Source organism: Chryseobacterium sp. NG-CE01 (assembly GCF_055695505.1).
This window is the reverse complement of record NZ_CM146369.1, coordinates 1,921,770-1,940,744: the sequence shown is the minus strand read 5'-3', so window position 1 is coordinate 1,940,744 and position 18,975 is coordinate 1,921,770. Positions and strand designations below refer to the sequence as shown.

Below are 18,975 nucleotides of genomic sequence, written 5' to 3'. Positions count from 1 at the left end.
CTTTTTAAATTTTTTTGTTACCTTCGTTTCTCTAAAAAAACACACGATTTTATTTTATCTATATATATTAACATTAAAATCAAAAATGATGGGATTAACAAATTTGAACTCGACCCATTTGAGCAGTGCCAAGATCACTGCTGCACAGGAAGCCATCGCGGCCCTGGAAACAGCGCTTGCTGAAATCACAATCAACCTTTCACCTGATGACCGTAAACGCTACGGAAGCATCAACGAGCAGAACAAGCTTTTTGTAAACAAAGTCTTTGATTACAACAAGAGCCAGCTTAATTTAAGTTCGCCGGAGGTTGACTGGAACGAATTCAACAAGGACCACAGCTCCCGCAATGCTATGGAAGCGCTGATCAGCAAGCTTGAAAACATTATCACCCGGCTCAACAATGCGAAAACGCTGCATGATTTCGACAATTACCAGTCGGCATTGATGGATTATTCGTATACCGCTTACAAAGCGGGAACTACGGTACCGGGATTTGAGAACAAATATAAAGACCTGAAACAGTTCTTTGTAAAAAGTACGGGTCCTGCAGATCCGCCTGAAGAGAAAAAATAAAACAGCAACCAAAAATCGCCCCTTCCATTCACGGAGGGGTATTTTTATGATTTTACTTAAACTTTTGTACTTCCCTAAAGAGGTTGTGCCATCATCCGGAGACGTTGTTTACAGTTCCCGATACGTTGATCACAGGTTCGGAGGGCTCTTTTACCCATCCGGAGACGTTGTTTAATGGTCGGGCGAGGTGGTGCAAGGAGTCGCAACAGGTTCCGGACGGGTTCGGAGTGGTCTTTCAACCTGTCGGGATAGGTCTTTTACGTGTCCGGACAGGTTGTATAACGTATCCGGAGGCATTCACGACGTCATCGGAGGCATGAACAACCGCGCCGGACTTGTGACGGACGTGGCGGGAGGGGTGTTGGAACGTGTCCGATGGGGTTAGGAACGTGTCGAGATAGGTTTTGGACGGGGAATTTGTGAATAATGGAGTGCAAGTCTTCTTTTTGTTGGCGCGAGCGTTTCGCTCGTGTCCAATATTAGCACGAGCGAGACGCTCGCGCTAGCGGGGGACTTCTTGTTTTGGATGAATTAAAATTGGATGATGTTTTTTATTTTGTTAATTTTATATATTACATTATAAAAATAAAACCATGGCAGACTTAATAAAGCTATTAATGTATTCAGGCCCCTCTGTCTTAATATTATTAATATTAATTTTTTTTGGGAAAAACGCGATTGAATACTTTTTTAGTGAAACAATAGAATTAAAAAAAAAGGAACTTTCACAAAACCTTGAAAATCATAAATCACTCCTTGAACAACAGAGTAGAAGTTTTCAATATTCTTTAGATATAAAACTAAATGAATTCAATGTAAGGTTTTCTAAATTACATGAAGAAAGAGCAAATGTTATTAAGGAACTTTATAAACGTTTAATAGAGCTTCATTCTGCAACAGTAACATTGACTAGACGAATTCATCCTATTATTGAAGATGCAGAGAAAGAAGAAAAGCAAAGATTGGAAAATGTCAATAATACACTTAACGAATTCAATAAGTATTATTTAGTTAATAAAATTTTCTTTGAAAAAAAATTATCTGATAGATTAGATAATATTGCAAATGAATATTTAAGCAAAAATTGGGATTATGCTACAATATTAAGAATGTTCAGACAAAATCAAGTTTCAAATGATTTTTACAAAAAAATGGTTGAAGATTCACAAAAAATAACCGAGACTGTTGATAAAGATTTTACAAAATCTCTTGAAGAATTGGAAAATGAATTTAGAAAAATTTTAGGTGTAATGTAATTTTTTGATATGTAAAATTTATAATTCCTTATTTATAATATAAACCCAGATTACAAATTCATTTATTTAAATGTAATATGAAAAGAATTTTTAATACTTCTCTTTTTTTCTTATTGCTATCTACAATTAGTTGTATTAGCAATATGGATAATAAGATTAAAAAACATTTTAACAAATTTATCTTAATTAATAATTATAAAGATTTTGAGATCAATTCAATAAAGAGAGTATCGCATGATACAATAACGAAAATAGTTAAGCAACAAGCTATTATCTTTGAAAATATAAATAAATTAAAAGAGAGTAATAGAGTTATACAACATGAAATAAATAAAAAACAGCATGAAATTAATGTTGTAAAAAAAGGAATTGAAACCAGACTTTATGGATCAAATGTATTTGACTGGGGATATAAAAAACAAACGGAAGAATACGTAGCTTTATACTCAGACAATATTGTTTTTGATTCAAATAATGAAGGTAGGAAAAATCTACTTTTAAGATTTACAAAAGAACTTGAGAAGCTAAAGAAAGATATATATACAAATAATAAAAGTATTAAAAATAATATTGAAAAAATTAAAATACTAAGTAAAAATAATGATAAAACTATATTAGAAATTAGATCTACTGTGTATCTTAAAGGATATACAGCATCAGGCCAGAAAATTATTATATATAGAGTTCGCCAAGATAATAATGGAAATATTTTACTACTTACTAAATTATGAATAACCTATCTTGCGGATCTGCATCCGTGACTTTCTACAAAAATAATATTGTAATGGCTTATTACAATCTGCTATATACAAGGATCATATAATATTAATTTTGTAATTTTATTATATGAAATTACAAATAAATGAAAGGTTACTTATACTTTTTAACAATAAATTTTCCGAGATTAAATGTATTGATAATAATCAATTTATAGTGAAAAACATCAAGGATAATAGCATAGAAATATATACCAAAATGCAAATTTTGAGTAAAAAAATCACTTCTGTACCATTATATGTTAGCTGTCCCGAAGATTTTGGATTTATATTACTAAACCCTAAAGAAATTAAAGATTTATTTACTAATAAAAAGGACTTATTTCCTTATGCATCATTATATTTTAAAGATAAAAATGATGTTTTTATTGTTCAAACTAACAATAGATTTAAAGTTCTTTACCGAGATTTCATTTCTAAAGATTTGCAATACATAGATGAGCTAGAAAAATTATATTTTAAGTTAATCGGTAAAGAAGTAAAATTCAACCCTGATAAAACTCCACATTCTTGGAAAACTGAATGATTTAAAATAAACCGATGTTGCGGATTTGCAATCTGTGTTTCTATCAACACTCTTCTAAGCACATATTGCAAATCCACATTATCATTTATTATAAATTCGGCTAAAGCCAATCCTTATACTTCACAGAAAACGGGCTAAAGCCCGTTCTTATTGATGCCAACATCGTGTTCATCCGTGAAAATAATAGTATCAATTGTGTTTTTAAAAAAAACAAACCGAAAAACGAATAATTTATCTGGCAGTTGATACCAACAATTCCCGAATATCCACTTCCAAAAATTTCGATATTTCGTAAAGCGTTTCAATAGACGGCTGAACTTCATTGGTACACCAACGAGAAACCGTTGATTCGGTTTTACCCAAATGACTGGCTAAATCCTTGCTGCTTTTGTTCTTTTCAGCCAGAGCAGATTTTATTCTATTTAAGTTTACTTTCGACACCATGCTTGTTTATTGACTTCTGCTGCAAATATCGTAAAATTATAAAGACCTGAAAATCATAGACAAACTACAATAAATTATATTTTAATGCAGTATTATTTGCACAATAATATTATTTATTATAATATTGAAGCAAGAAATCATTGTCGTGAAACAAGAAAAAAAAATTCAACAATTAGGAGAAAGACAGCTGAAAGTGTACGGAAAGTACATTTCGAGGCCATATTATCGGAATGTTGTATTCCCCGAAATTCGACTTTGTGGAAAATGGCTTCAGGACATAGGTTTCGAGTGTGGGCAAAATGTAACTGTTCGACATGAGAAAAATAAAATCATCATCACCGTTGACAACGAAACAGAATCGGGAGAGTGAAAATACTACTGCTCAAATTGGTTGGAGCGAGTGGAGAGGTGATTCACCCGATGTCGCCGTCTGTTTTAGATTAAATTTTTTAATGATTCAATTAACCACCCCGTCTTAATTTTTGCTGAAAATTAATCCACCCCTCCGAGGGAGGGGAATTTCTTCGTGTGTGGATATGCTTTAAATTCCACCCCATGGAGGGGTGGTGAAAATTCGAAAGAATTTTTGACGGGGTGGTTTATTTTTATAGCTTTATGAAAGTATAGCCTAACTGCTATTGTTGTCATAAGCATGATGATCTTGCTAATGTCAGATATTAAAAAATATAGAAATGGATAACGATACACCAAAAACGATACCTGAACTTGAACACTGGATGAAAGAACACTGTTTCAATTTCAACAGTTATTCCATCAACGGAAATCCTATTTATGAAGGGTTGGGAATTGACCATACAGACGGCGTTTTTATCTGGTATTATACGGAACGCGGGCAAAAGCAAATTTTGGAGACTTTTAAGACTGAAGGAGAAATCACAGCGTATGCTTTTCATCAGATTAAGTCGGACAAATGGGCGAAAACACATTGTATCGGTTTTTCAGCGGACATTGGTAAAATCACCGACCTGAAAAATAAATTAGACCAAATGAACATCGAATACTTTGAAGACAAAATTCCGTATTATGGTATTGAAAGACCGGTGTACAGAGTATTTGTTTTAGGCTGTGATATTCTGAAAACGGAACATTTGAAAAAGAAATACTGGACGGAGAAATAAAGTGCTCTTTTAAACTTTAACATCTTTTTGTTATTCCATAGGAATCTCAACCCAATATTTCGACATGTCGAGATTCTTACAGAATGACAAAGTTCACATGATATTATCAAAAAACAAAAGAAAATGCTCCCCACCGAAGCAGGAAGCATTTTCAACCCTAATATTTAATATAATTAACCCATTACAAAGAGACCCCTCGTCTCCATGGAATGAAATCATTCTGATTCAATAGGTCGGCTTTGGTTTTGACCTCGCCGCTTGCTATTCTGATGATGTATTCTAACAGCTCGTCTGCCGCTTCGGGAATGGTTTTATCTCCGCTAATGACAGTTCCTGCGTTAAAATCAATGATATCCGGCATTTTTTCTGCCAACGCCGTGTTGGAAGAAATCTTTACCACCGGGGCAATAGGATTTCCCATGGGCGTTCCGAGACCTGTTGTAAAAAGAACGACTGTTGCTCCTGATCCCACTAACGCGGTCGTACATTCGGCATCATTTCCGGGAGTACAAAGGAGATTAAGGCCTGGCTTTGTGGCGTATTCCGTAAAATCCAGCACTTCTACGATAGGTGCGGCACCGCCTTTTTTGGCTGCACCTGCCGATTTCATGGCGTCAGTAATCAGTCCGTCTTTGATATTTCCGGGTGACGGGTTCATATCAAAACCTGATCCTGCAGCGACTACGGATTTTTCAAAATCTTTCATCAGCTGAAGGAACTTCACGCCATCTTCATCGTTCATACAACGGTTTACTAACTCCTGCTCTACTCCACACAATTCAGGGAATTCTGCAAGCATGGTGGTTCCGCCAACAGCTGCCATAATATCGGAAACTTCTCCCAAAACAGGATTGGCTGAAATTCCCGAAAAACCATCTGAACCGCCACATTCCAGACCGATATTCAGTTTGGTGATAGGAGCAGGTCTTCTTTCAATATTATTGGCTTTCTTTATTCCTTCGTAAGAATCTTTAATCACGCCGGTCAGCATTTCGTCAATGGTTCCAGATTTCTGCTGTTCGTAAACCACGATCGGCTTTTTGTTATCCGGAGCCAACGCATGAAGGGCATCCATAAAGATCTGCACCTGAAGATTCTGGCATCCTAAACTGAGAACGGTAGCGCCCGCAACATTCGGGTTGTTGACGTATCCTGCAAACAGTCTCCCCAATGCTTCGGCATCCTGACGGATTCCGCCACAGCCACCCTGATGGGTAATGAATCTTACGTCGATATTTTTAAATACTCTTGTATCCTGCTCTTCCTGTTCCACAGCTACATCAGTCTCTGCTCCGCCATTTAATAATGACCTTAACAACAGCTGGTGCTTGCTTGCTTTTTCGTGAAGCAATTCTTTTTCAAATATGTCTTTCAGGGTTTCGATATTCTTGTTTTCGCAGAATACCAGAGGGAAGAACAGCCATACATTTTCCGTCCCGACCTGTCCGTCCTCACGGTGGTAACCCATGAAAGTACGGTCTTTCCATTTGTCTACATTCGGCGGAATCCAGCCCAAAGTTTCGGTTTTACCTTCTACTTTTGCGCTTTGATGCTTTACATTTTCCGTTGTAATAACTTCTCCTTTTTTGATGGATTGATTTGCCTTTCCAACGATAACTCCGTACATGATGATGTGATCTCCGTCTTCAAAATCGGTGGCTGCAAATTTATGTTTAGCCTTAATATCTTTTACTACGGTATAATCTGCTCCGTCAAGATGTACCGATTCTCCGGCAGGCAAATCCAGCAGCGCTACAATAACGTTGTCTTTGGGATTTACTTTCAGTACTTTCTTCTGCATGATTTTAAGAATTGAATGCTACAAAATTGTTATAAGCCGTTTCTATGTCATTGTGATCAATCTCATACAATGCTTTGGCAACCGCTGTTTTCAATCCTTCAACCTGAGTAAGATTGATGTCCCAGAATGAAGTTTCAGAAAGCGCTGATTCTGCGACTTTCTCATAGTCTTCATTTTTCCAGATCTCTCTGAATTTAGCGATGATTGCCTCTTCGTCATTCAACGGAAGGGCTTTTTCGCCAAAGCTTCCCTGGTAGAACCTGATTAAACAGGCCAAAGAAAAGGTAAGATGTAGCGGCAATTTTGCGTTATTTTCAACATATGTCAATAAGCTTGGTAATACCCTTACTTTAAATTTGGAAACAAAATACAGCGCGATACTTGCCAGATAATGTTTGATAAACGGATTTCTGAAACGGTCGAAAACTTCTTCAGCAAAATCTTTCAGTTCGGTTTCATCCAAGCCTAAGGTTGGGTTGACTTCATTAAAAATGGCATCACTCAAAAACTTTCCGACAAACGGATTGTCGATAGCTTCCTTTACCGTTTCTTTTCCGGATAAGATCGCCGGAGCCAGCATCAAAGTATGGCCGCCATTCAGGATTCTTACTTTTCTTAAACGGTACGGCTGAATATCATCAACGACCAAAATCTGCTCATTGATTTTATTAAATGGAATTCTCTCCATAAGATTTCCGGCATCCTGAATGACAAAAAGAAGGAAACATTCTGAAACCACCATCATCCGGTCTTCATAATCCAGCTGATCTTCGTATGTTTCCACATCATCTTTCGGGTAACCGGGAACAATCCTGTCGACCAGTGTATTGTGGAAATAGTTGTTTTCATTTACCCATTGTACAAAGCTGTCTTCCAGGTTCCACAGCCGGGCATATTTAATGACGATATCTCTTAATGCAAATGCATTGTCTTCAATGAGTTCACAGGGAATAATTCTCAATCCTTTATCCGCCGCCCCATTGAAATGTATAAATCTTTCATGAAGCAAAACCGCTACTTTCGCAGGGAAATTTTTGTGCGGACCGTCATATGAATTTTCGGTTTCATCGTAAGCAATTCCGGTTTCCGTGGTATTTGAAAATACAAATTCCAGTTCTTCTTCTTTTGCCAGGATTAAGAACTGATCGTAATCGGTGTAAGGATTTATGGATTTCTGAATGGCAGAAATGACCTGTTTCTGATCAATAGTTTCGCCTTTTTTAATTCCTCTCGTGAAAAGCGTGTAAAGATTGTCCTGCTCTTCCAGCTTATGAACCGATCCGTTAGGTGTAGGCTGAACGTTTACGATTCCTGCATTGAATCCTGCTTCTTTATTTAATGTATCAATGATATAATCGGTAAATCCTCTCATGAAATTTCCGCCGCCAAACTGTACAATTTTAACGGGAAGCTTTTCCTGAGAATTATTTAATTCACGATTTAATTTTTGTTTTATCTGATTTTCCATTTTTCTAATTTGAATTAAATTGTGTTTTTAATTCTGCTAAATCTTGGTGCAGGATGTTTTTTAACGCAAAGTCCGCAAAGATTTTTTTAATGCTTGATGTATATTTTTAAGTTCACAAAACAAAGTTATGCCGATTCTACTGAATCAATTATAAATTGAGGCAAAGGCGTTCTACTTAGCAAAGAACTCAAAGTTTTTATTTTGACTTAAGAATTTGTTTAAATACTACTTTTGCCAAACCTATAAGGTTTTAAAATCTTGCAGGTTTAGTTTCTGTTACTAATCACTTTATATTTTGGTACTAATGTTTTCATTACTGCCCAGGCGATTAAGTAAGCTACCGCACAGATTGAGAAAATGATCATGTATCCTTTATCAATTCCGTCGACTACAACTGCTCCTGATTTTTGGAGTTGCTCGAAGAAGCCGTCCGGTAATCTTTCGTTTACATATTGAGGATATTTTTCCAGCAACGGAACACCGTCTACGGTTGACCATGCTTTATGAGCGTGATCAAATAAAAGCCCTGAAGATTTATTGATTAAAAAAGATCCGATTCCTCCTGCCATTCCGCCGATTCCTGTGATGGTTGCAATGGCTTTTTTCGGGAACATGTCTCCAACTGTCGAGAAAATATTTGCTGACCAAGCCTGATGTGCTGCGCCTGCTATGCCTATAATTAATACCGGAATCCAATAGGTTGCAGATCCTAATGGCTGAGCCAGCAAAGCTAACAACGGGAAAAATGCGAAGATCAGCATCGCTTTCATTCTTCCGTTATAGGCATTCATTCCTTTTCTTTCTACAAAATATTTTGGAAGCCATCCACCGATAATGGACAGCAAGGTGATCATATACAATACAAATAACGGGAATGCACTCTGTGTGGAATCCATCTGATACACCGAGCTTAAATAGGCCGGAGTCCAGAATAAAAAGAACCACCAAACGCCGTCTGTCATGAATTTTCCGAAAGCAAATGCCCAGGTCTGTCTGTAGCTGAAGCATTCTTTGAAGGTGAATTTTCTTTCATCTGCCCGCACGGTATTTTCTTCCACAGGCACATCTTCCTGATCCTGATTGATATAGGTAAGCTCGTGTTCGTTTACTTTATGATGCTCATGCGGTTTTTTATAATGAAAAACCCAAAGCCCCATCCATACAAATCCTAAGGCACCAATAATGATGAATGCCCATTCCCAACCCATCGATTTTGCAATAAACGGAATAGTAATTGGCGCAGCCAAGGCACCCACCGTTGCACCTGCATTCCAGATACTGGTGGATAAAGCTCTGTCTTTTTTAGGAAAATATTCTGCCGTAGTTTTAATAGCTGCCGGAAAATTTCCTGCCTCCCCGATGGCCAATACGAAACGGGCAAATATAAACAGGGTTACACTGGTACTGATAATGGCTGAGGTATTTGAAACGGTTGCAATAAGTTCTTTCGATCCGTGAAAACCTGCCAGCCAGTTTCCGGTAAGAATTCCCGATGTAGCGATACCGCAGAAAGCGTGTAAAACGGCTCCTACAGACCATATTCCAATGGCCCAGAGAAATCCTTTCTTGGTATCCATCCAGTCGACAAATTTTCCTGCGAAAAGCATTCCCACAGCATAGAAAATAGAGAATAATGCAGTAATATTTCCATAATCGTTATTGTTCCAGTGAAATTCCGGGGCGATGAAATCTTTCCACGTTAATGATAAAACCTGACGATCCAGATAGTTGATGGTTGTAGCAATGAACAGCAATGTACAAATCGTCCATCTGAATTTACTCGGTTTAAGAGATTTAACTGAACTCATATTAGTTTTTTTGAATTAGTTATTTTTTGTTTTTTATTAATGATGGTATTTGTTTTAACGCAAAGTCCGCGAAGTTTTTTTTGACTACTAACTATTTTTAAGTTCGCAAAACAAAGTTTCGCCGATTCTACTGAATCAATTATAAATTGAGGCAAAGGCGCTCTGCTCAGCTAAGATCGCAAAGTATTTAGCTTATTAATCATTATTTAAAGCCTGAATAATATCCAGAACTTTCTTTGTTTCATTTTCAATGGCTGCATACTCTTTAGCTGCCATAAGTTCTTTGCTAACCAGCTTACTTCCCATTCCCACTGCAGAAACGCCGGCTCTGAACCAGCTTTCAATACTCTCTTTGGTTGTATCTACCCCGCCCGTCGGCATAAATTTAAGATTCGGGAACACATCTTTTATGGCACTCATAAAACCTGTCCCAAACGCATTGCCCGGAAATAGTTTAATGAACGTAACGCCAGCATTCTCCGCTTCAATGATTTCCGTAGGGGTCATACAACCCGGGCTGTATAATATATCTTTCGGAATCAGGAATGCGGCAACGTCAGGTACAAAACCGGGACTGATAAAAAAATCAGCTCCGACTTTTTCATATTCTTCTGCCTGCTGAAGATTTTTAATGGTTCCGATTCCTAAAAGCATTTCGGGCATTTCAGCATTACGAATTTCTACCATTTTGGTAAAATTGCTTAACGCTGCTTCTCCACGACTTGTGTATTCCACTGCGCGGATTCCGGCTTTGTAAAGTGATCTCAGTATTTCTATAGTTACCGTTTCATCAGCATTGTAATACAGCGGTAAAATCCCCTGATTAATGATGGCGTTGGTAACGGTTTGTATTTTTGTCATTTTATTTTTTATTTTTAATGCAAAAGTGTAAAGTTGGGAGCCGTGTTAGAGCTTAGAGCTCTAACACGGCTGGGGTTCTTACCTTTTTATTCTTCCTCCTGAATTTCCACCCATTACTTCCAGAATATCTTCTGCGCTGGAGTAATTGATATCACCCAAAATAGTATGTTTGATAGCACATGCGGCGTTGGCAAAATTCAGTGCTTTTTCGTCATCGAAATTTTGTAAGCCATAAATTAAGCCCGCTGCAAAAGCGTCACCTGTCCCGATTCTGTCGACTACAGGATTTACTTCCAGCAATTCTGTTTCAAAATAATTTCCGTTAACCAGAGCTCTTCCCTGAGTCTGCTGAGAACTCGCTGTAACACCGATTCTTATTTTATCGAAAATTTTATGAATGGAAGGACACTGTTTTTTTAATTCTTCACATGCTTCCAGAAATCCGTTTTGATCTGATGAAAACTGAGTTCCCAGAATTTCATTGATTTCATTAACTCCACCGATAAAAACCGTTGAATACGATACCAGTTCTTTCAACACTTCATTTCCTTTTTTACCGTATTTCCAAAGATTGGAACGATAAGCAGGATCCGTTGTAATCTCGATTCCCATTTCACGGGCAGTTTCAAGACCTTTCTTCAGTGCTTCATATGCTGCTTCTGAAATTCCGGGACTGATGCCTGTCCAGTGAAAATATCCGCATCCTTCCAGGGCTTTATTCCAGTCGATTTCTTCTGGCTTAATATTGGCAAAAGAGCCGTTTAATCTGTTGTAAGCAATTCTGCTCGCCCGGACTGATGAGCCTACTTCCAGAAAGTATAACCCGAGAGGATGCTCATTTTTAGCGATAAAACGGGTATCAATTCCGAAGCTTTTCACAAAAGACAGTGCCGATTCTCCCACAAAATCATCTGAAACAGCACTTACATGGCTTACTTCACAACCCATTGTCGCCAATGAAGATGCGACGTTAAGTTCTGTTCCGCCGAAAAAGAATTCCATTTCGTGGCTCTGCTTCATCGTTCTGTTTCCGGGTGGAGAGAGACGCATGATGATTTCTCCGAAAGTGACTATTTTGTTACTCATTATTTTAATTAACTTTAAATATCTGTTTAACGCTCCGGTATAGAGATTTCTTTTAAACCTAATATATATTTTAAGATCGCCAGATGCTGACTACGTTGAATCTTCGATTTCAATTATCTAAGATCACAAAGTAGGTTCAGATATATTTTATTAAACCATTAAGATCTATTAAGGAGTTAAGCTTTTTAGCTGAATAAATCTATGATTTCCCTTAATTACACTTAACTTCTTAATGGTTTACATTTATTTTTTACTTCTCGCAGATTTAGCTGATTACGTAAATTTGAGAGCTTGCTACTCTGCAGGAGACTTCTTTATTTAAATTTTAAAAATCAAAATAATTTTTAGCATTATGGTAACAGATGTCCGAGATGATTTTTCCGACATGTTCCATATCATCCGGTAATTCACCGTTTTTCATTTCTTCACCGAAAAGGTTGCACAATACCCTTCTGAAATATTCGTGTCTCGGATAGGAAAGGAAACTTCTGGAATCCGTAAGCATTCCGACGAAGCAGCTGATTAATCCCATATTGGAAAGGGCATTCATCTGCTTGATCATTCCGTCTTTCTGGTCAAGGAACCACCATCCCGAACCGAACTGTACTTTTCCTTTGATGCTTCCATCATTGAAATTTCCGATCATGGTTGCGAAAATTTCGTTATCGGCCGGATTTAAATTGTATAAAATGGTTTTTGTTAATTTATCTTTTCCGTCCAGTGCATTTAGAAATTTAGATAAATTTTCTGCCTGTACAAAATCCCCGATAGAATCCCAGCCAGTATCCGGACCAAGAATTCTGTGCATTCTTTCGTTATTATTTCGCAACGCTCCCAAGTGAAACTGCTGTACCCATCCGAATTGATGATAGGCTTCACCCAAGAATAATAAAATGGCCGTCTTGAATTGATTTACCTGCTTTTCAGCGATAACTTTTCCGCTTAGCTTATCATTAAAAATAGCATTTACTTCTGCTTCCGTAGCTTCCTCGTAAGAAATATTGTTTAATCCGTGGTCGCAAAGCCTGCATCCGTTTTCATGGAAGTATTCAATTCTTTTCAATAAAGCATCACATAAGGTCTGGTAAGAATTAATTTCAATTCCGGCAGATGCTCCTAATTTTGAGATATAATCTGCAAAATTGTGATTTTCGATCAAAATAGCTTTATCAGGACGAAAGGCCGTGCTTACTTTGATAGAAAAATCACTTTTCGCCAAATCCTGATGATAATTGAGAGTATCGGTAGGATCTTCTGTTGTACACAGAGATTCCACGTTCATCATTTTCAATAATCCTCTGGTGGACTTTTCGGGAGTCTGAAGCTGTGCCGTAATATTGTCGTAAATTTCTGAGGCATTGTTTTCATTCAGCAATTCATCAATTCCAAAGTATCTTTTTAACTCCAGGTGCGTCCAGTGATATAAAGGATTTCTCAGGGTGTAAGGAACCGTTTTTGCCCACGCCTCGAATTTTTCTTTATCTGAAGAATCTCCCGTAATGAATTTTTCGTTCACCCCTAAGGTACGCATGGCTCTCCATTTGTAATGGTCGCCGGCAATCCATACTTTAGAAATATTTTCAAAAACGGTGTCTTCTGCAATATCTTTCGGGATCAGGTGATTGTGATAATCAATGATCGGTTGTTTTTCTGCAAATCTGAAATATAATTCTTCAGCGTATTTATTTTGTAATAAAAAATTGTCTGTTATAAAAGGTTTCATTCTCGTGTAATTCTGTTGTTATTCATTAGCAGGTTTCCCGATGGTTGCGAGAATCCCTCCATCAACGTAAATGATCTGTCCATTGATGAATTTGCTTGCATCCGATGCCAGGAAAATAGCTGTTCCTGCAAGATCTTCAGGATTCCCCCATCTTCCTTCCGGGGTTCTGCTGATGATAAAATCGTTGAATGGATGTCCGTCCACTCTGATGGGTTCTGTTTGTGATGTTGCAAAATATCCGGGACCGATACCGTTCACCTGAATATTGTGTTTTGCCCATTCTGTTGCCAGGTTTTTGGTAAGCATTTTCAGACCGCCTTTTGCAGAAGCATATGCTACTACATTGTCACGGCCCAGCTCACTCATCATTGAGCAGATATTGATGATCTTTCCGGATTTTCTTTTGATCATGTATTTTCCAACCAGTTTGGACATGATAAAAGGACCTGTAAGATCTACGTCGATTACTTTTCTAAAGTCTTCTACTTCCATATCAATTGCCGGAATACGTTTGATGATTCCTGCATTATTGACAAGGATGTCTATTTTTCCATGGGTAGCTTCCATCAGAGCTACTTTCTGTGCAGCTTCCAATTCGTCCGTTACATCAAAAATGTAACCGGTTGCTTTGTATCCTTTTGAATGATAATAGTCTAAAGCTTCTTCCAATTTGGACGGAGTTGTACTTGTAATTGCCAGTTCGGCACCTGCGGCTGCAAGACCTTCTGCCATTGCCATACCCAATCCGTGAGTACCGCCTGTAACAACCGCTACTTTACCGGATAAATCAAATAAATTCATTAGAAAAATTACTTTAGTTCGTTAGTTTTGATACCGTCCATGTCACCATAATCCATATTTTCACCCGCCATTCCCCAGATAAAAGTATAGTTGGAAGTTCCCACGCCTGAATGGATAGACCATTCCGGGGACAAAACAGCCTGTCTGTTGGTCATAAAAATATGACGGGTTTCGTGTGGCTGCCCCATAAAATGGCTCACCGTCTGTCCTTCTTCAAGATCAAAGTAGAAATAAGCTTCCATTCTTCTTGCATGAGTATGTGCAGGCATCGTGTTCCAAACGCTTCCCGGGTGAAGTTCCGTCATTCCCATCTGCAGCTGGCAGGTTTCCAGCACGGAATTCACAATCAATTTATTGATGGTGCGTTTATTAGCATATTTTTCTTCACCCAACTCTACAATTTCCGCTTCGTTTTTTGTGATCTTTTTATTCGGATACGTGTGATGCGCCGGAGCTGAATTGATGTAAAAATATGGTTGTGCATCACCAGTTTTTTCAAAAATCACTTTTTTTGCGCCTTTTCCTATATATAAAGCTTCTTTGTTGTCAAGCTCAAACACTTCACCGTCTACCGTTATTTTTCCGGATCCTCCTACGTTAATGATCCCCAACTCTCTTCTGTCCAGAAAATAGGGGGCTTTCAGATCGTCGGTCGGTTCCAGTTTCAAAGCTTTTGTTGTAGGCATAATACCGCCTACAATAAGTCTGTCGTACATTGAATAGACTAATTTTATCTCGTCTTCATTGAATAGATCATCGATCAGAAACTCCCTCCTGAGATCTTCTGTTGTATATTTTTTTACATCTTCAGGGTGATGGGCGTAGCGAAATTCTGATTTTTGCATACTTCTTATTTTTTGCGGTTTTATCAAAACCAGTTAAACATTGCGTAATCGATTGCATAAATTACACTAAAATTAGTAGAAATACTTATGGGGATAAATATATAACTATTCTTTAAATCCTTAACAAAAATTTAATTTAAATTTACAAACCACTGATTTATAAAATATTAAAATAACTTTTTCCTACTTAATTTAAAAATCCATCAAGTTTTTAGATTAAAGATACTACCCAAAATTAATTAGCAGTCATTAAAATTTAAGAGAAAAATTATTGTAGAGTATGGTTCCTGATCTTTAATAAAACTATAAAAATATTTTCATTATCCTACAAATAATTGATTTTATATGCATATAAAAGAACCGCATAAAAAATTGCAGAGAAAAGATGATAAAAATCAGTAAAAGGCCTAAAATTTTATTTCCAGCCGTTAATTTTGGTAATTTTTTCTTTTAAAAAAACTGTTATTTTAATTAAATTTTAAGATTAAATTCCCAAACAAAATTATTTTTTTGTTATTTTTTATATTATATTTATATTTTACATTAAACTTATATTTATTTGAATTTCAGCAATTTAAATACTGTAAATTAAGTAATATTTCTTTAATGCACATAAAATTCCGAATCGAATTAATGAAAAAATAATATTTTTTTCTTTGCATATTGGAAAATAATATTAGTTTAGAAGCCAAGATATTTGTTACGAAAAATTACGCAATCGATTGCACAATGATAAGCGTCAATTTTTTGAAAATATTTTCCACTAAAAATTAGAATACTTAAAATCCACCAACAAACAAAGATTGAAAAAAAACTTTCAACCAAAAATTAAAACTATAAGGATACAAAATGGATAAAAAAGTACAATCAGTAAAGTGGTTATACCTAACTGCCTTTCTACTTCCTGTCCTTGCTATGGCTCAAGAGAAAGAAACCCGAAAGGAAAAGGAGACCAAGATTGACGAGGTAGTTTTGGTAGGCTATACCAAGGTTTCTAAAAAGGATGTCACCAATGCCGTGTCGTCTGTAAAGGCGGATGCTATAAAGGATATGCCTTCTACCAATGCTGCAGAAGCCATCCAGGGAAGGCTTGCCGGTGTACAGGTTTCCCTGAGTGAAGGATCTCCGGGTGCAGATGTAGATATCGTGATCAGAGGAGGAAACTCCATTACCGGCAGCAATGCTCCACTTTATATTGTGGACGGGGTTCAAATGGATAATGCACTGACCGTTTTATCACCAAAAGAAATCGAATCTATCGAGGTGCTCAAAGATGCGTCTTCTACCAGTATTTACGGAGCCAGAGGTGCCAACGGTGTGGTTTTGATCACAACGAAAGGCGGGCGTAAAAGGGCTAAAACGTCAATCAATTACAACGGATTTTTAGGAGTAAGATCAATCCAGAATACAATTGATGTTCTTGATCCGTATCAATACGTATTGTATCAGTATGAAATCTACAACAAAGGCGGTGTTCAGACAGACATCGATGCCTTTAATACAAGATACGGCAGCTTTCAGGATATCAGAAAAAATTATGGTAATATTAAGAAAATTGACTGGCAGGATGAAGTTTTCGGAAGAGAAGCCTTCAACTTCACACACAATGTAGCCGTTACGGGGGGATCAGAAAATTCTTCGTTCTCATTATCATTAAACAATGTTCAGGAAGATGGTATCATGATCGGTTCAGGGTTTAAAAGAAACATGGCCAATTTCAAATATGACTATGATATTTCCAAAAAACTGAGCATGACGCTGAATGCAAGATACAGCAGACAGACCATTTTTGGTGCAGGAACTTCAGCGACAGGTTCACAAAGTACCAACCGATTGAGGAATGCTGTACGGTATCAACCTTTTGAAGGAGGACCAGCCCAGAATATTGATGAATTCGATCCTTTATTTGCCAATGAAACCAATCTTGTAAACCCTATTATCCTTGCTGATAATGAAGTGAAAGAAAACGGGAGAAATGATCTCCTGCTGAATGGTGTTATTGAATATAAGATCAATAAAGATTTTACTTTTAGAAGTGTAATCGGATATGTGCAGAGAGATGAATTTGTAAATCAGTTCTCAGGAGTCGTTACCAGTCTTGCAAGACAGAATAACGATCAGCCGGTAGTCTTTTTAAGCAAAACCCAATCGAGAAGGATTACCAACACCAATACACTGAATTTCAGGAAAACTTACGGCAATCATAAAGTAGATTTCCTGTTGGGACAGGAAACGGTGAAAACTGATGCCGAATCATTAACCATGAATATCAAATGGCTTCCGAAATCTATCAGCGCTCAGGAAGCATTTGCCAATATCCAGTCGGCCAATCCGCCTTCAGGCTTAGTTCAGGATAATCCTAAAGCAGATGTATTGCCAGACAGGATCGTATCCTTTTTCGGAAGAGCAAACTATATTTTCAAAAATAAATATATTGTAACAGCCTCCATGAGAGCAGACGGATCAAGTACATTCGGTCCCGGAAACCGATGGGGATATTTCCCGGCGGCTTCGGTTGCATGGAAGATTAATGAAGAAAATTTCTTAAAGGAAAGCAGGGTAATCAGCGAACTAAAATTGAGAGCGGGGTACGGTCTGTCCGGAAATAACAGAATTAAAGCGTTCTTATATGATACTTTTTTCACCACATCCTCAGATTACGGCTATGCTTTCGGAACAAATGTAACCCCGGGAGCAACGACGGGTAACATCATGTCCAACAGAAATGTAAAGTGGGAATCCGCAGCTTCAGCAAATGCAGGATTGGATTTCGGATTGTTTAAAGGAAAAGTATACGGCTCGGTTGATGTCTATCAAACCGATACAAAAGACCTTCTATTGCTGGCGAAAATTCCACAGACCACAGGTTATGAATATCAATATCAGAATTCAGGGAGTACAACCAATAAAGGGATAGAGGTTTCAGTAGGAAGCACCATTATCAGCAATGATAATTTCACCTGGAAAATCGATGCCAACATCTCTTCCAACAGAAATACCATTAAAAGCTTAGGAAACAGTGCCTCTGCAAGTGCAAACTATTACCTGTTTCCGTCCGGATGGCAAAACAATCTGAATGACTTCTTAGTGCAAGTGGGAAAACCCGTTGGTACGTATTGGGGATATGTAACAGCCGGAAGATACGAAATCAATGATTTTGATTATAATCTGACAACACAGGTTTATACCCTGAAAGCAGGCATCCCAAGTTCTGCTGCTGCTGCGAACGGAGCAAGACCCGTACAACCGGGAGACCTGAAACTGGAAGACAGAAACGGAGACGGCGTCATTGATAATAATGATATGACCGATCTGGGAAGTGCACAGCCGAAGTTCTATGGTGGATTCAACCAGACTTTCCGTTACAAAAACTGGGATATGAGCGTAATGTTTAATTTCTCAGTTGGAAATAAAGTCTACAATGCCAACAAAATTGAGTACTCTACCCAATATCTTTACAGGGACAACAACATGCTTGCAGAAGTGGCTGACCGATGGAGATGGTTTGATGATAACGGTGTGAAAGTGAATGATCCCAATGCCTTAGCCGCATTGAATGCCAATACTACTATGTGGACTCCGCCGGCAGGTGCTTATTTCCTTCATTCGTATGCTATTGAGGACGGTTCTTTTCTTCGTCTGAATAACCTGACCATCGGGTATTCTCTCGGAAAAGACTTTACCAAACAACTCGGGCTCTCCAATTTCAGATTGTATTTCACCATGAATAATGTGTTTACCATTACAGGATACTCGGGATATGATCCGGAAGCCAATACAAGAAGAAATCCTTTGACACCCGGTGTAGATTATGCCGCTTATCCGCGAAGCAGATTCATTTTATCAGGAGTTGATATCACTTTTTAA

Annotated in this window: 16 protein-coding genes; 7 read left to right on the top strand and 9 right to left on the bottom strand. The window is 37.6% G+C overall.

Annotation, left to right across the window (positions count from 1 at the left end; translation table 11 throughout):
• Window positions 1–85: 85 nt before the first annotated feature.
• The 4 genes from ACYT6F_RS09240 (at window position 86) to ACYT6F_RS09225 (ending at window position 3,132) form a co-directional block, all read left to right on the top strand.
• On the top strand, window positions 86–574 hold the full coding sequence (locus tag ACYT6F_RS09240; RefSeq protein WP_472600898.1) for a hypothetical protein: 489 nt from the start codon (window positions 86–88) through the stop codon (window positions 572–574).
• 593 nt (window positions 575–1,167) lie between these two features.
• Window positions 1,168–1,830, top strand: a complete 663-nt coding sequence (locus ACYT6F_RS09235; RefSeq protein WP_472600897.1) for a hypothetical protein — start codon at window positions 1,168–1,170, stop codon at window positions 1,828–1,830.
• A 77-nt stretch (window positions 1,831–1,907) separates the two neighbouring features.
• Entirely contained in the window at window positions 1,908–2,561 is a 654-nt protein-coding gene (locus ACYT6F_RS09230) for a hypothetical protein (RefSeq protein WP_472600896.1), read from the top strand.
• 115 nt (window positions 2,562–2,676) lie between these two features.
• Complete coding sequence (locus ACYT6F_RS09225; RefSeq protein WP_472600895.1) at window positions 2,677–3,132, top strand: hypothetical protein; 456 nt, start codon at window positions 2,677–2,679, stop codon at window positions 3,130–3,132.
• Window positions 3,133–3,363: 231 nt separating this feature from the next.
• Here ACYT6F_RS09225 and ACYT6F_RS09220 read toward each other — a convergent pair whose 3' ends face one another.
• Window positions 3,364–3,576 (bottom strand): helix-turn-helix transcriptional regulator, encoded by a 213-nt coding sequence (locus ACYT6F_RS09220; RefSeq protein WP_472600894.1) that lies wholly within the window; start codon window positions 3,574–3,576, stop codon window positions 3,364–3,366.
• Window positions 3,577–3,721: 145 nt separating this feature from the next.
• Between ACYT6F_RS09220 and ACYT6F_RS09215 the strand changes: the two genes are divergently transcribed.
• Complete coding sequence (locus ACYT6F_RS09215) at window positions 3,722–3,946, top strand: SymE family type I addiction module toxin (RefSeq protein WP_472600893.1); 225 nt, start codon at window positions 3,722–3,724, stop codon at window positions 3,944–3,946.
• Window positions 3,947–4,268: 322 nt separating this feature from the next.
• Window positions 4,269–4,715, top strand: a complete 447-nt coding sequence (locus ACYT6F_RS09210; RefSeq protein WP_472600892.1) for a hypothetical protein — start codon at window positions 4,269–4,271, stop codon at window positions 4,713–4,715.
• Between the two features lie 181 nt (window positions 4,716–4,896).
• On the opposite strand, the gene ACYT6F_RS09205 is transcribed toward ACYT6F_RS09210, so the two are convergent.
• From ACYT6F_RS09205 to kduI, 8 genes are all read right to left on the bottom strand, one after another.
• Window positions 4,897–6,516: a UxaA family hydrolase gene (locus tag ACYT6F_RS09205; RefSeq protein WP_472600891.1), complete on the bottom strand. Its 1,620-nt coding sequence runs from the start codon at window positions 6,514–6,516 to the stop codon at window positions 4,897–4,899.
• A 4-nt stretch (window positions 6,517–6,520) separates the two neighbouring features.
• Window positions 6,521–7,984, bottom strand: coding sequence for a tagaturonate reductase (locus tag ACYT6F_RS09200; protein WP_472600890.1), 1,464 nt, complete (start codon window positions 7,982–7,984; stop codon window positions 6,521–6,523).
• A gap of 266 nt (window positions 7,985–8,250) precedes the next feature.
• Window positions 8,251–9,792 (bottom strand): MFS transporter, encoded by a 1,542-nt coding sequence (locus ACYT6F_RS09195; protein WP_472600889.1) that lies wholly within the window; start codon window positions 9,790–9,792, stop codon window positions 8,251–8,253.
• A 195-nt stretch (window positions 9,793–9,987) separates the two neighbouring features.
• Window positions 9,988–10,653 (bottom strand): beta/alpha barrel domain-containing protein, encoded by a 666-nt coding sequence (locus tag ACYT6F_RS09190; protein WP_472600888.1) that lies wholly within the window; start codon window positions 10,651–10,653, stop codon window positions 9,988–9,990.
• A 78-nt stretch (window positions 10,654–10,731) separates the two neighbouring features.
• A complete protein-coding gene (locus ACYT6F_RS09185; RefSeq protein ID WP_472600887.1) occupies window positions 10,732–11,739 on the bottom strand; it encodes a sugar kinase in 1,008 nt (335 codons plus the stop codon).
• Window positions 11,740–12,064: 325 nt separating this feature from the next.
• Window positions 12,065–13,462 carry a glucuronate isomerase gene (gene uxaC, locus ACYT6F_RS09180; protein ID WP_472600886.1) on the bottom strand — a complete coding sequence of 466 codons (1,398 nt, stop codon included), beginning with the start codon at window positions 13,460–13,462 and terminating at the stop codon, window positions 12,065–12,067.
• Window positions 13,463–13,480: 18 nt separating this feature from the next.
• A complete protein-coding gene (locus tag ACYT6F_RS09175) occupies window positions 13,481–14,263 on the bottom strand; it encodes a gluconate 5-dehydrogenase (protein WP_472600885.1) in 783 nt (260 codons plus the stop codon).
• An 8-nt stretch (window positions 14,264–14,271) separates the two neighbouring features.
• Window positions 14,272–15,108, bottom strand: a complete 837-nt coding sequence (gene kduI / locus ACYT6F_RS09170; protein ID WP_472600884.1) for a 5-dehydro-4-deoxy-D-glucuronate isomerase — start codon at window positions 15,106–15,108, stop codon at window positions 14,272–14,274.
• Between the two features lie 849 nt (window positions 15,109–15,957).
• Here kduI and ACYT6F_RS09165 point away from each other — a divergent pair.
• Window positions 15,958–18,975 (top strand): SusC/RagA family TonB-linked outer membrane protein, encoded by a 3,018-nt coding sequence (locus ACYT6F_RS09165; protein ID WP_472600883.1) that lies wholly within the window; start codon window positions 15,958–15,960, stop codon window positions 18,973–18,975.